Genomic DNA, 14,449 nt, shown 5'->3' on the forward strand with positions numbered 1-14,449 from the left:
TTCATAATATTTCAAGCCGGTCTCCGTTTGTAATGCCGCAATCAGACAGCTTGCATTCTCCGGAAAACACCTTATCCTTGTTCACCACTCTGATCCAGTGCCCTTCGCGCGGAGGCATAGATACGCTTTGGGCCTGCCAAGCAATATCAATTACTTTTTTCACCGGGTGGTAATCTGACAATCTGAGATCAAAGACACTGCCGTTATAATGTTTCAAATCTATTGTAATATCAATATACATTTAGGATCACCCTTACATAGAAAGAGCGCCGTCTTCTTTTGAATCAGGCGCTCCTTCCCTTTCATACTGTTATCCGCGGATTTGATTTGCGATGTCTTGGTCAGTAGACTCAAGTGTATTTGCTGTTTGATCAAGCTGCTGATTCACATCTTGAAGCAAATCTGACATTTTGATAAATGAAGGTTTGAGCTGCTCGTATTGATCTGCGAACGCTTCGCTTGAAGCACCTTCCCACATGCTTTTCAAATCAGAGATCATTCGGTTTAAACGATCAACCTGATTTAATACTTCTTGGCTTTCAACGCCATATTGCTTCGCCATCGCTCTTAGCTCTTCGGGTGTGACACGAATTAATCCTGCCATATTCCTCATTACCTCCTGTGCCATCAGCCTAAATATGGGCTAATTCACTTATTTTTAGAACGTCATTATTATAAAAACAGTTTTTCGGCATAGTCAAACAAATATGTTTTAATTTTACAAAATGAGTCCAATGGTTTACCCCGAATCACTTAAAAATGACATATACTGTAAAGTAAATAGGTTTATTTTCTTAATCTTCTCTTCATTCTCCGAATAATCCAAAAGACCCAAATAACTCCCCAACTCCCAAAAAAAACCTTTCAGAAAATTTGATGCTACAGCACCATTTCTGAAAGGTTCAATTTTTTCTTTCCTTAATTAGTCTCGCCTCCGATGACTTTCTTAGAAGATTAATAGGATAAGCTGTCGTATTATATGAGGCATACAACTGTCCTGCAAAGAGGCGATTACACCGCCAAATGTATAGAACGTTTCTCTCATGAAATTGTTTTTTTGCTTCTGTTCTTTGTTGTTGATTTTCACAAACAACAACAATCATAATAAAAGGAAGGGGATGAGATGTCAAAGAGAAATCAAGCACGAAAAGTAGGGAGATTTATGACCATGCCGAATGATCCGTTTAAATATAGTTTTGACAGACTTGAAGATGTGGCTGATCATATCAGCGACGTTCTGCGGTGCCCGATCACCATAGAGGATGTTAACCACAAGCTGCTTGCCTACAGTACACACAGCGACTGCACAGACCCTGCCCGGACGTCTACCATTATTGGCAGAAGGGTACCGGAGAAGGTGATTAACAAGTTGTGGAAAGACGGGACAATTCCAGCTCTCTTAAAAACGGACCAGCCGATCAGAGTCAAGCAAATTGATGAAGTCGGGCTGAGCAATCGCGTCGCTATTTCGATTTGGAAAAACAAGCAAGTGCTTGGCTTCATATGGGCGCTTGAGATCCAAAAAACATTGTCCGATGAAGATCTGCTGACATTGCAAATGGCAGCAAAAGCAGTGAGAAATAAGCTTCTCAAACTTCAAATCAGAAAAACGAAAAATGAAGAACGCAGCCAAGAATTTTTCTGGAAAATGCTGACCGGACACATCCATCAGGAGGATGATATGGCGGATGGGTTCCATAAGCTTGGAATGGCCGCTCCTTCAGAGTTTTCCGTTATAATCATCCGCATAAATGGCGAGCTGACTGAAAAAATCGAACAGCAGCTGCAATATTTACAGGAAACGACCCAGCAGGTTTACGTGCTGCTGGCGACCGTAGATTCCAATGAACTTATTATATTAACCTCACCCAAAACAGATCATCCTTTTCAAGATTTAAAACAGTTTGCTTTCAGTACGCAAAAACAGCTGAAGGAGCGGTATAAAATAGAAGACGTTTCTATCGCTTTTGGCGGAATATACAACTCTATTTCTTTTGTCTCCCGCTCCTATCAGGAAGCATTGTCCGTCTTAAAAACGAAGGAACGGTTCGCTGAAGAGACCAAACATCTTTTCAGCTTTTCCGAGTTAGGCATTTATCAATACTTAGATGTCTTAAATGAAAAACGGAAACAGGCGGGCCATTATAATTACTCGCTTTCCAAACTGGAACAATATGACCGGGATCACCAGTCAAATCTGGTAGAGACGCTAGAGCGCTTTATTGAAGCAGACAGCAACGTGAATACCGCTTCTAAGCTGTTAAATATACACGTTAATACGCTGAATTACCGTCTCAAACGAATCAGCCAGATCGCTGAAATTGATTTAAAAAATGTGAATCAAAAATTCACCATCTATTTAGATATCAAACTTCGGCACATGGATTTGTGAAATTTCACAAATCCATGTTTTTTTATTTTCTTAATCAAACAAAGAATTTTCCAAAATATCAAGCTACACTAAAAATATCACAGGATACAGGAGGAGACAGATATGATCATAGGGGTTCCTAAAGAGATAAAAAACAATGAAAACCGTGTCGCATTAACACCCGGGGGCGTTTCTCAGCTCATTTCAAACGGCCACCGGGTGCTGGTTGAGACAGGCGCGGGCCTTGGAAGCGGATTTGAAAATGAAGCCTATGAGTCAGCAGGAGCGGAAATCATTGCTGATCCGAAACAGGTCTGGGACGCCGAAATGGTCATGAAGGTAAAAGAACCGCTGCCGGAAGAATATGTTTATTTCCGCAAAGGACTTGTGCTGTTTACGTACCTTCATTTAGCAGCTGAGCCTGAGCTTGCACAGGCCTTGAAGGATAAAGGAGTAACTGCCATCGCATATGAAACGGTCAGTGAAGGCCGGACATTGCCTCTTCTGACGCCAATGTCAGAGGTTGCGGGCAGAATGGCAGCGCAAATCGGCGCTCAATTCTTAGAAAAGCCTAAAGGCGGAAAAGGCATTCTGCTTGCCGGGGTGCCGGGCGTTTCTCGCGGAAAAGTAACGATTATCGGCGGCGGCGTTGTCGGGACAAACGCGGCGAAAATGGCTGTTGGCCTCGGTGCAGATGTGACGATCATTGACTTAAACGCAGACCGCTTGCGCCAGCTGGATGACATCTTCGGCCATCAGATTAAAACGTTAATTTCTAATCCGGTCAATATTGCTGATGCTGTGGCGGAAGCGGATCTCCTCATTTGCGCGGTATTAATTCCGGGTGCTAAAGCTCCGACTCTTGTCACTGAGGAAATGGTAAAACAAATGAAACCTGGTTCAGTCATTGTTGATGTAGCGATCGACCAAGGCGGCATCGTCGAAACTGTCGACCATATCACAACACATGATCAGCCAACATATGAAAAACACGGGGTTGTGCATTATGCTGTAGCGAACATGCCGGGCGCAGTCCCTCGTACGTCAACAATCGCCCTGACTAACGTTACTGTTCCATACGCACTGCAAATCGCGAACAAAGGGGCAGTAAAAGCGCTCGCAGACAATGCGGCACTGAGAGCGGGTTTAAACACCGCAAACGGACACGTGACCTATGAAGCTGTAGCAAGAGATCTAGGCTATGAGTATGTTCCTGCCGAGAAAGCTTTACAGGATGAATCATCTGTGGCGGGTGCTTAATTCACAATGAGCTTGCAGAAAGATTTCTGCAGGCTTTTTTATTTTTTAAAAGGAAAAAAGAGACCATTTCACGAATTATGACTATGAAGTTGATCATAAAGGAGGATTCATATGGCTGTTCAGCAATATGGCGTGTTAAAAGGCATAGTCTTAGACATGAAGCGGGAAACAGATGATGACAGTCCTCATTTCCAAGTCAAAATGCTCGGTGAAGAGAATACGTATTACAGGTGCGCCATCAATGTGATGTCCAGTTCTGAGGAATCTGAAGTATTGTATTTGGCTGACGATCAGTTTGATTCGGGCTCAATTACCATCCTTCCGAACATGCCGTATGGATATACAAGGATCAATGAAGCAAACCGTGAAGTGGCACTGGATTATGTGCGGGGCAATTTGTTTGACCCGCGGGGAATGAAGCCTTTGCCTCATGAAATCACGGGCCCTGATAATGATTTAAATGATTTTATTGAAACCTATATGAAGAAAGCACAAGATGAGAAAGCGCCGGTTTATATATTCGGTTCAAAATTCGGACCTGAACAGGCTGCAGATAAAATATTCGGCTTTACCCCGACCAACGGAATGCACAATATCCATATGAATCAAGGGAATGCAATGGATACCCGCTGGAAAAAAGACAACGGCTCTTGGCATGACGGGGGTATTCTGATTCAGTTTGCAGATCAGTGGGCCGCTGTATTTTTAGCGTTTTTATCCCAATCTTGGTGTACCGATGAAAACGGAAACCCGGTCAGAGATTGTGATCATACCCAAACGTCTGCGTAAGATTAGAAAAAGAGACTGCGGCGAGCAGTCTCTTTTTGATACGATTACACATTTTCAACAGTCTTTAGGCTGTTTGGCCTCATATCACTCCAATGCGATTGGATATAGTCCAAACAAGCTTCACGCCCTTTTTCCTCATGAACGACTGTCCAGCCGCTTGGCACATCTATAAAACCGGGCCATAGGGAATATTGGCCTTCTTCATTGACCAGCACCAAATATGTGCCATCCGCATTTTCAAAAGGATTTGCCATTCTATTTCTCCTCCCTTATTTATTCAACTCTTCCAATTTGACAGCGAGAACCTTGCCGATTTGAGCCAGAGGTTCCGGCTGACATAAATCTTTATGGCGGCAGTCGATGTCGATTTGTTCAATCTGTCCGTTAATATAAGGCTTCCACGAGTCAGGTTCAATCGGATCAAACCATTCAGGAATGATTGTTGATCTGAAAAACAAAACATTTCCACGGAAGGTTTTCGGCTTATAGGAGCCTAAAATGCCGACAGAATTGACATACGTATTCTTCAAATTTAAAATGACCGTTTCATCCAAGCTCGCAAGCGCACTGCCGTCTCGGCGAAGAATCTCAATCGCCGCTTCAAAATCTAGCGGTTTGTCCCCTAAGCTGTCTGGATCGTACCCGCCTAACGCCAGAAGGGCAATAAGCGCTTCCTCATCATCCGGTGCCTCTTTTATAGGAAGGAAGTGGTTCGGATAGGCATCCAGCATCACCAATAGGGAAACTTCTTCTCCTTGATTTTGCAGCTGGGTGGCCATCGCTTGAACGACATTCCCGCCCAGGGACCAGCCCAGCAGATGGTACGGGCCTTTTGGCTGGACCGTTCGGATTTGTTCAATGTAATCGGCAGCCATGTCATCAAGTGTTTTCGGAAGCTCCTCGCGCTGCCCGATTCCCCGTGCCTGCAAGCCATAGATCGGATAATCCGTTCCTATATTCGTCATCAAACCGGCATAGCACCAGCTGAGTCCCCCTGCCGGATGAACACAGAATAAAGGAGGCTTGTCTCCGCTTGTTCGGAGCGGCAGCAGAACGTCAAGAGCGCTTTGGCTTGATCCCATTTCAAGTCTTTCAGCGAGCCCGGCTACAGTAGGTGCTTCGAACAAGTTGCCGATGCTGAGTTCAACGCCGAGCGCTTCACGAATGCGGCTCATGAGCTGTACAGCAAGCAAGGAATGTCCGCCTAAATCAAAGAAACGGTCATCAATGCCGACACGCGGCAAGTGAAGCACCTCCATAAAGAGGTCACAGAGAATTTCTTCCTGCGGCGTTCTCGGTCCTCGTCCTGTCACTGCGAAATCCGGAGCGGGCAGTGCTTTACGATCAAGCTTTCCATTCGGTGTCAGCGGCAATTCTTTCATCGTCATAAAGGCAGCAGGCACCATGTAATCCGGCAGTCTCTCCGCAGCATATTTGCGCAGTTCCGCCGTATCAAATGTTTCTTCCGAAGGGATGACATAAGCTGCCAACCGTTTATCTCCCGGCTGATCCTCACGAACGATCACTGCCGCATCTTCAAGCTGCGGATGCTGAACAAGTGCGGCTTCAATTTCTCCCAATTCAATTCGGAATCCCCGAATTTTCACTTGATGGTCTGCACGGCCGACATAGTCGAGGGAACCGTCAGCGCGGAGGCGGGCCACATCCCCAGTGCGGTACATCCGGGTGCCTGGAGGACCGAACGGATCAGCTATGAAGCGTTCAGATGTTAAACCAGGCCGGCCTAGATAACCTCGTGCTAACCCCGCTCCTGATACATACAGCTCTCCGGCAACACCCGGCGGAACCGGCTGCAGGCGTTCATCCAGCACGTATACACCAAGATCGGGAATGCCGCAGCCGATCAAGCTGTTTGCCCGTAAAGCTGCCATGCTTCGGTCTAATTCGATATAGCTCACATGCACCGTCGTTTCTGTAATACCATACATATTGATAAGCTGCGGTCTATTTTCAGGGTGGCGGTTGTACCAATCCTCTAAACGGCTGAGTTCAAGCGCTTCTCCGCCAAAAATGACATAGCGCAGACTGAGTGCCTGTCCGAGATCCGGCTGTTCCCGTTCCGCCTGCATAAACTGATAGAAAGCAGACGGTGTCTGGTTCAGAACAGTCACCCCCTCTTTGACAAGCAGGCGCAAAAACGCTTCTGGCGATCTGCTGACGTGGTGAGGTACGATCACAAGACGTCCGCCATGCAGCAGAGGACCCCAGATCTCCCACACCGAAAAATCAAACGCATAGGAGTGGAACATGGTCCAGATATCGTCTGAGCTGAAACGGAACCAGTGCTCGGTCGCTGCAAATAAACGTGTTACATTTTGGTGAGGAATCATCACACCTTTTGGAACACCAGTTGAGCCGGATGTATAAATGACATATGCCGTATTCAAAGGCGAAAGCGGCTGAGTCCTATCCTTATTTTTTGGATTCTCTGCAGGGTACGTGTTTAGTTTCTCTGCCAGCTCGGGATCATCCAGCACGATTTTCGGCACGTTTTCAACTGGCGGAATGTGATTTGCAGCTTTAGTGTTCGTCATGATAAACGCAGGCTGTGCATCTTTTAGCATAAAAGCAATTCGATCAGCCGGATAATCCGGATCAAGAGGGAGATAAGCTGCCCCGGCTTTTAGCACCGCCAATAGGCCGACAGCCATTTCCAACGATCGGGGCAGTGCCAATGCCACAAATTGCTCCGGCCCGACACCTTCACTAATCAGCATTCGGGCAAGCCGGTTTGCTCTTTCATTCAGCTCTGCATAGCTCAGTGCCTGATCTTCATATACAACGGCAATAGCATCAGGACGTAAAGCAGCCTGCTTCTCAAACTGCTCTGGCAAACTTGCGTGCGGAATCTTTTCAGATACACTTTGCCAATCTGTCACCATGCTGCTGCGTTCCTCTGGCGCAAGAATATCCAGATTTCCGATTTGCTCGTCAGGATCAGACTCGGCAGCCTCCAACAGGCGCATCAATCGGTCAGCAAGAGCCTGAGCAGTTTCCCGCTTGAAAAGATCAGTGCTGTATTCAAGCAGTCCTTCCATTCCGTTTGGTGTCCCGTCAGCAAGGCGATCTTCACTGATTTCCAGCGTCAAATCAAACTTGGCAGAACCGACACTGTTGATTCGCAGGCTGCTCTCCATATCAGGAAGATGCAGTTCAGCGTCCGGTGTGTTTTGGAACGCAAGCATGATTTGGAATAAAGGATGCGTCGCACGCGAACGAGCCGGATTGAGTACCTCTACAAGTCTCTCAAACGGCAGATCCTGATTGTCATAGGCGGCCAGATTCACTTCCCGTACTCTGTCAAGGAGCTCACGGAAGCTTGGATCACCGGACGTATCGGTTCTGAGCACCAATGTATTAATGAACAGCCCTACAAGATCGCCCAGCGCATCATCATTCCGTCCCGCGATCGGACTGCCGATCGGAATGTCGGTGCCCGCCCCGAGCCTTGTCAATAAAGCGGCGAGACCGGATTGAAGCACCATAAACAGGCTCACCCTATTTGCGCGAGCCAGCTCCTGCAATCGCTTGTGAAGCTCGGGCTCAATACGAAAATGAATCGTATCTCCATCATGACTCGGCTCAGCCGGACGTGAATAATCGGTTGGCAGTTCAAGCTGATCAGGCAGGTTTTTCAAGGTTTCTTTCCAGAAAGCAAGCTGTCCGGCAATCAAGCTATTTGGATCATCCTCGTTTCCAAGCAGTTCTTGCTGCCAAAGCGCATAGTCTGCATACTGCACAGCAAGAGGCGCCCATTCGGGAGATCGTCCGTGGCAGCGAGCTGCATAAGCCGTCCCAAGGTCTCGGGTCAGCGGTGTTAAGGACCAGCCGTCCCCGACAATATGATGGACGAGAAGAAGCAGCACGTACTCGTCAGGACCGATCACAAAAAGCTCGGCACGAAAAGCAGGTTCAGCTGCAAGATCAAAGCTGTAGCGTACAGCTTCGGCAAGCCGATCAGAAAGCTCCTTCTCAGCAATTTCAGTAACATGTAACTCAGGATGGGCTTGATCGACATCTAAAATATGCTGATAGGATGTCCCCTGTGATTCAGGGAAGATCGTCCGAAGGCTTTCATGACGGCAGACGAGGTCATAAAGTGCCGCTTTCAGCAATCCTTGATCCAACTCACCCGACAAACGGACAGCAACCGGAATATTATAAGTAGGACTCGGTCCTTCCAGACAATGCAGGAACCATAGCCGGCGCTGGGCAAATGATAGCGGGATCTTTTCAGGCCGCTCAGCTCTCTGCAAAGCGGGACGTGCACTCTGCGCCAGATCAAGATGGGCAGCGAGTCCGGCTACTGTCGGTTCGTCAAAGAGCTTGGCGATACCAAGTTCGGCTCCCATTACCTCGCGAACGCGGCTCATCAGACGGGCTGCAAGAAGAGAATGGCCCCCAAGCTCGAAGAAACTGTCATCGATACCGACGCGTGCCAAACCGAGAACCTCTGCAAACAAGTCACACAATATCTCTTCCTGAGGAGTCCGCGGGGCCCGATCACTGACAGATGTGCTGAAGTCTGGTGCCGGCAGTGCTTTCCGGTCAAGCTTGCCATTAGGTGTTAACGGCAGCTCGTCCATCTCCACAAACGCCGCCGGTACCATATAATCAGGAAGACTAGCCCCCATATAACGACGAAGCTCTGCAGTATCAATAGCAGCATCAGCGACTACATAAGCCGCCAATCGTTTGTCTCCCGGCTGATCTTCCCGCACGACAACCGCGGCCTGTTCAATGTGCGGATGATTGGCAAGCACGGCATCAATTTCTCCAAGTTCAATTCGGAATCCGCGAATTTTGATTTGATGATCCGCCCGCCCGATATAATCCAAAGACCCATCGGCGCGCCAGCGGGCCTGGTCTCCGGTCCGATACATCCTAGTTCCCGGCGGTCCGTATAGATCTGCAACGAAGCGCTCCGCCGTTAAATCAGGGCGATGGAAATAGCCTCTGGCCAAGCCGGTGCCTGCAATATAAAGCTCTCCGACAACGCCCGGCGGCACCGGCTGCAATCCATTATCAAGCACATACACCTGCGTGTTCCAAATCGGTTTCCCAATCGGAGGAACGCCCTTCAGCCCTTCTTCAAGAAAAGCTGCTGCAGACCAAATCGTTGTTTCAGTGGGACCGTATAAGTTCGTGACTGAACAATGAAGGTCTTGAAGCGCCTGCAAAAGACCGCTCGGCAGCGCCTCGCCTCCTACAAGCACTCTAAGCCCCCGAAGTTTCTCAGGTTCACTCGTTACCAAAGCGTGCCACAGTGTCGGTGTCGCCTGCATGATGTTAATATCGAAATTTTCAATCATTTGACCTAATGCCTGCGGCTCACGGATCGTTTCTTTCTTTGCGATCACGATTTGCGCTCCGCTAATCAGCGGAAGATATAACTCCAATGCTGAAATATCAAAAGCGACAGTCGTCACAGCCAACAGCCTGTCTTCTTCTCCTAGAGAAAATGCCTCCTGCATGGACAGCAGAAAATTGCTTAAGCTTTTCTGTGTCACAACGACTCCCTTCGGTCTTCCTGTTGATCCTGAGGTATAGATGATATACGCAGGATGGTCAAGAGAAACCGATACATTCGGATTGTCAGGCGAATAGCGTTTTATAATCTCCTGTGTAACAGCCTGATCAAGCACAAGCTCCGGTACAGCCAGGTCATCAGGCAGACTGGCTGCTATTTCCTCAGTCGTTATGATGCATGAAGGTTTCGCATCCTCCAGCATGTAAGAAATACGGTCGGCTGGAAACTCCGGATCAAGGGGGAGATACGCCGCACCAGTCTTGAGCACACCAAGCATTGAGGCCACCATCTCAGGGGAACGCGGCAGCGCCAAAGCGACAAATTGCTCCGGACCAATCCCTTTTTCGATCAACAGACGCGCGAGGCGGTTTGCCTCTTCATTGAGCTTATGATAGTTGACTTGAATGTCATCACACATGAGAGCGATACGTTCTGGCGTAAGAACTGCCTGCTTTTCGAACATGTCCTGAAGGCTGACCAGCTTCTCGGATTTTGCCGTCTCATTCCATTTAGAAATGACTTTTTCTTTCTCCTCTGGCAACAGAAGCTCCATGTGCCCAATCAGCATGTCCTCTCCGGCAGAAGCCGTTTGCAGCAGCTGCAGGATACGCCGCTGATGAAGCTTAATATCAGACTCACTGTATACCTCGGGATTCGCATCAACATCAATTCGCAGCCCGCTGCCGTCTGTTCTGTCATATACATTGATTGATAGATCATCAACAGGACCGGCTGAAAGATTATGCGTTGTGCCCCGGGCGCCGGCAAAGTCGAGACCGTAATCAAACGGCATAAGATTGATTTGAGGGCCAAATAATCGATGATTTTCTCCTATCAATTTCAGATCGCGCCGAAGCTCTTCATGGCGATACTTATGATGTCGCCGAATACTGCGGATTTCCCGGGAAATTTGCTGAATCAGTTCAGAAAAGCTCATCGAAGAGCTTACCGTCAGCCGGAGCGGGAGAAGGTTCATCACCATAGCCGGTACATTCAGTGATGCAGACCCTATCCGACCCATCATGGGCAGGCCGAGCACAACATCCTCAGAGCCGGTCATACGGTGCACATAAACAGCTGACACCGCAATCATGACTTCATGCCAGCTTCCTGAGAAATAGCGCGCCGCTTCTTTTAACGCGTTTACATCAGACGGAGGCAGATATGCCGTATGACGAAGAAAACTGTTAGATGTTCTTGGCGCCCGATCAGCCAAGCTCACAACTTCAGGTGCATCTGCAAAACGGTCCAGCCAGAATTGACGATCCTTCTCATACTGCTCTGATCCGCGATAATCTGTATCCTCCTCCAAAATGGCCTGGAGAGACCTAAAGGAACGGCCTTTAGCTGTTTGTCCTTTTATAAGCGCAGTATATGTACTTGCCACACGCTGGGCTATCAGGGAAAAACCGAAGCCGTCGATCGCTATATGGTGAATGCGCTGATACCAAAAGAAACGATCAGGCCCGGCAATAAACAGAGCTTCATTAAACAAAGGGTCATGCCCTAAATCAACCGGCTTTGCTAAATCAGCTTTCATCCAGTTTAATGATGTTTTTTCCGGATCAGGCACAGAGCTGACGTCAATGACGTGCAGCTGTACATCCGGAGACGGGTTTATCATCTGCCAAGGCCCGTCCATATTTTCACCGAAGCGGACATGCAGCGATTCCGCTTCCTTGATCACGTGCCGCAAAGCTTCTTCAAAAAGAGCAATATTGATTGGTCCATTGATTTCTATATATTCCGCTGTATTGTAGATTGGATTGTCCGGATCAAGCTGCTGAGCAAACCATATGCCAGTTTGCGCCCCGGTCAAAGAATATTGAAGATCTTTTGTATCAGGCATCCGTTTGTTTACCCTCCTTTTATAAATAATCCGCGTTTGGCAGCACTTGCTGGCTGCGGGTTGTGAGCAATTTCTGCCATTCTTCGATCGTTGGGCGTTCAGCCAATTCTACGAAAGTCACCTCTGCCCCTTCACGGCGCCATTGTTCCACCAATGTCATGATCCTTACCGAATCAAGACCACGATCGAGCAAATCCTCTTGATCTGTGATGTCTTCCGGTGTTTCTTGTAGAAGCTCAGCAATTTGTTTACGGATATTCTCACATGTAAACACCTTCTTTTTGCCAGTGTTTGCTGACGTTTTTTGAACGTCTGCCGGCGCATTCTGCAGCTGATCAAGAAGACTGTCAGTCATCACGGTAAACGCACAGCGTCCAGCTGCATAGTCCAGCGCCATTTGATGTTTTTCTAATGAAAAATCAGCAACTGCATCTCCCACAAAAAAGGCTTTAATATCCTCCATAAATGCTTCACATGCTGTAACAAGACAGCCGATATGGGCGTAAATTCCTGTAATGATCAGCTGATCGCGTCCCTCTTTGCGCATCATTTCAAGCAGATTCGTTCTCTTAAACGCGCTGTATCTCCATTTTGTCAGCACAAGATCATCATCCTCTGGTGCCAGCTCGGTTATAATTTTCTCCTCATAAGGACCGCTGTTTAATCCCGGGCCCCAAAAGTCAGTCAACAGCGCCCGGTCAGCCGGATTTTGGCTTCCCGGCTGTGCGGTATAGACAACAGGAATCCCAAGCTGAACACATTGATTCTTCAGCTTTCGTATATTCGCTGAAAGCTCTATTACCGGAGACGCTCCCGCTGTGAAAGCATCGACAAAATAGTTTTGCATATCGTGTATTAACAAGACAGCCCCATTCGGATCAAGCACCCATGATACTTTGTTTTGCGGCATATCAGATGCTGTCGGCATTTGATACGGCTGAATGGCAGGTATAGCCATTTGAACACTTCCTCTCAAATTGTTGTTTTATTTTTTTGACCCTGCAAGAAGTTTCTCGGAAATAGCTTCACGAAGAGCCTTTTTGCTTACCTTTCCTACCCCTGTCTGCGGAAAGGATTCGACAAATTCAACTCGATCAGGGATTTTATATGCCGCCAGTCCGCGCTCTCTCAAAAATGCTTTGAGCTCTGTGGCTTTTGGGGCTTCATCCCTGGGAATAATGAACACACAAGATCTTTCGCCAAGAAATTGATCAGGCATGGAGACCATTGCCGCATCATGGACAGCTGGATGCGCCAGCAGATGATTTTCTACCTCTTCAGCCGCAACCTTTTCTCCTCCACGGTTAATTTGATCCTTCGCCCGGCCTTCAACGACAATATAGCCGTCTCGTGTCAGCCTGACGATATCACCCGTACGGTAAAAACCGTCCTCAGTAAATGAAGCGGCGTTATGCTCTTCTGCCTTATAGTAACCTCGAATTGTATACGGTCCCCGCGTCAGCAGATGGCCTGTTTCACCAGGTTTTACGTCGCGATCATGATCATCCCAAACACGCACTTCATCATATGGGGACATCGGTCTTCCTTGGGTGTTGACAATGATCTCCTCAGGATCATCCAATCTCGTATAATTGACGAGACCCTCTGCCATTCCGAACACCTGCTGCAGCGTGCAGCCGAAAACAGCATTTACCCTGCGCGCGGCTTCAGCACTAAACTTGGCACCGCCGACCTGCAACACTTGAAGGCTGGATAAATCGTCACGGCGTGAGGATGCCGCATCCATCCATACCATCGCAAGAGGCGGAACAAGAGCGGTTATCGTGACCTTTTCGCGTGCAATCAAAGGAAATGCGTCATCTGGACTTGGAGAAGGAGATAATACCACTCTTCCTCCAGCGTATAATACGCCGAGAACGCCAGGTGAGCTCAGCGGATAATTGTGTGCCATCGGCAGCGCGGCCAAGTACACCGTGCTGTGGTCGAGCCAGCAGACCTCCACACTCCGCTTCAGGCTGTATATGTAGTCATCGTGGGTCCTCGGAATCAGTTTCGATAGCCCGGTGCTCCCGCCAGAAAGCTGGAGGAACGCCACATCCCAAGATTTGACTTCAGGCAGTTTTACAGGTTCTGTATGCAAATCCTCGAGCGGCAAAAATTCCTCTGCCTCACCTGCGACAATGATGTTTTTCAAAGTCGGCAGCTTGCTTTGAACCTGTCTGGCAAGCGAACGGTAGTCAAAACCGGAATATGCGTCGGGAATGATATATGCAGCCGCTTCAGCAAACTCGCAAAAATATGTAATTTCACTGCTTCGATGAGAAGGCAGTGCGAAGACTGGAAGCGCCCCCAGACGGAAAAGCGCGAAAATGACTTCAAAAAACTCTTTGATATTTGGCAGCTGCACCACAACACGATCCATCTGTTGAATGCCGAGCTTTTGAAATCCGGCAGCCAGGCGATCAGCCCTTGTGTCAAGCTCTCGATAGCTCCAATGGGTGTTTCCGCATGTAATGGCAATGCGATCACCATATTTGGCTGCTCGGTCCCTTAACAAATCTCCAAACGTTTCACCGGCCCAGCAGCCGTTCTTTCGATAGGTCTCAGCTAACTCATCAGGCCAAGGCGTAAATCCTTTCAGCATGTTGTATCCCTCCAGCAATTCATT

At 48.0% G+C, this 14,449-nt stretch carries 9 protein-coding genes; 3 read left to right on the plus strand and 6 right to left on the minus strand.

Annotated elements, in window-relative coordinates; genetic code table 11:
- Position 1: 1 nt before the first annotated feature.
- The gene (yukD, locus tag AC0OMU_RS17030; RefSeq protein WP_003228763.1) at positions 2 to 241 is read right to left on the minus strand and encodes an ESX secretion system protein YukD; all 240 of its coding nucleotides are present in this window, start codon (positions 239 to 241) and stop codon (positions 2 to 4) included.
- Positions 242 to 310: 69 nt separating this feature from the next.
- Complete coding sequence (locus tag AC0OMU_RS17035) at positions 311 to 604, minus strand: WXG100 family type VII secretion target (protein WP_003220661.1); 294 nt, start codon at positions 602 to 604, stop codon at positions 311 to 313.
- A 519-nt stretch (positions 605 to 1,123) separates the two neighbouring features.
- Here AC0OMU_RS17035 and adeR point away from each other — a divergent pair.
- The 3 genes from adeR (at position 1,124) to AC0OMU_RS17050 (ending at position 4,420) form a co-directional block, all read left to right on the plus strand.
- Entirely contained in the window at positions 1,124 to 2,392 is a 1,269-nt protein-coding gene (adeR, locus tag AC0OMU_RS17040) for a sporulation transcriptional activator AdeR (protein WP_474241355.1), read from the plus strand.
- Between the two features lie 102 nt (positions 2,393 to 2,494).
- Positions 2,495 to 3,631 (plus strand): alanine dehydrogenase, encoded by a 1,137-nt coding sequence (gene ald / locus AC0OMU_RS17045; RefSeq protein WP_014480718.1) that lies wholly within the window; start codon positions 2,495 to 2,497, stop codon positions 3,629 to 3,631.
- 111 nt (positions 3,632 to 3,742) lie between these two features.
- On the plus strand, positions 3,743 to 4,420 hold the full coding sequence (locus AC0OMU_RS17050; protein ID WP_181220087.1) for a YukJ family protein: 678 nt from the start codon (positions 3,743 to 3,745) through the stop codon (positions 4,418 to 4,420).
- 44 nt (positions 4,421 to 4,464) lie between these two features.
- On the opposite strand, the gene AC0OMU_RS17055 is transcribed toward AC0OMU_RS17050, so the two are convergent.
- The 4 genes from AC0OMU_RS17055 to AC0OMU_RS17070 are packed head-to-tail and all read right to left on the minus strand — an operon-like array spanning position 4,465 to position 14,425.
- Positions 4,465 to 4,674, minus strand: coding sequence for an MbtH family protein (locus tag AC0OMU_RS17055; protein ID WP_029725880.1), 210 nt, complete (start codon positions 4,672 to 4,674; stop codon positions 4,465 to 4,467).
- A 15-nt stretch (positions 4,675 to 4,689) separates the two neighbouring features.
- Complete coding sequence (gene dhbF / locus AC0OMU_RS17060; RefSeq protein ID WP_474241356.1) at positions 4,690 to 11,820, minus strand: non-ribosomal peptide synthetase DhbF; 7,131 nt, start codon at positions 11,818 to 11,820, stop codon at positions 4,690 to 4,692.
- 19 nt (positions 11,821 to 11,839) lie between these two features.
- A complete protein-coding gene (locus AC0OMU_RS17065; protein WP_474241357.1) occupies positions 11,840 to 12,778 on the minus strand; it encodes an isochorismatase in 939 nt (312 codons plus the stop codon).
- A 27-nt stretch (positions 12,779 to 12,805) separates the two neighbouring features.
- Positions 12,806 to 14,425: a (2,3-dihydroxybenzoyl)adenylate synthase gene (locus AC0OMU_RS17070; protein ID WP_474241358.1), complete on the minus strand. Its 1,620-nt coding sequence runs from the start codon at positions 14,423 to 14,425 to the stop codon at positions 12,806 to 12,808.
- Between the last annotated feature and the right edge of the window lie 24 nt (positions 14,426 to 14,449).

Source organism: Bacillus sp. FAU18 (assembly GCF_056033885.1).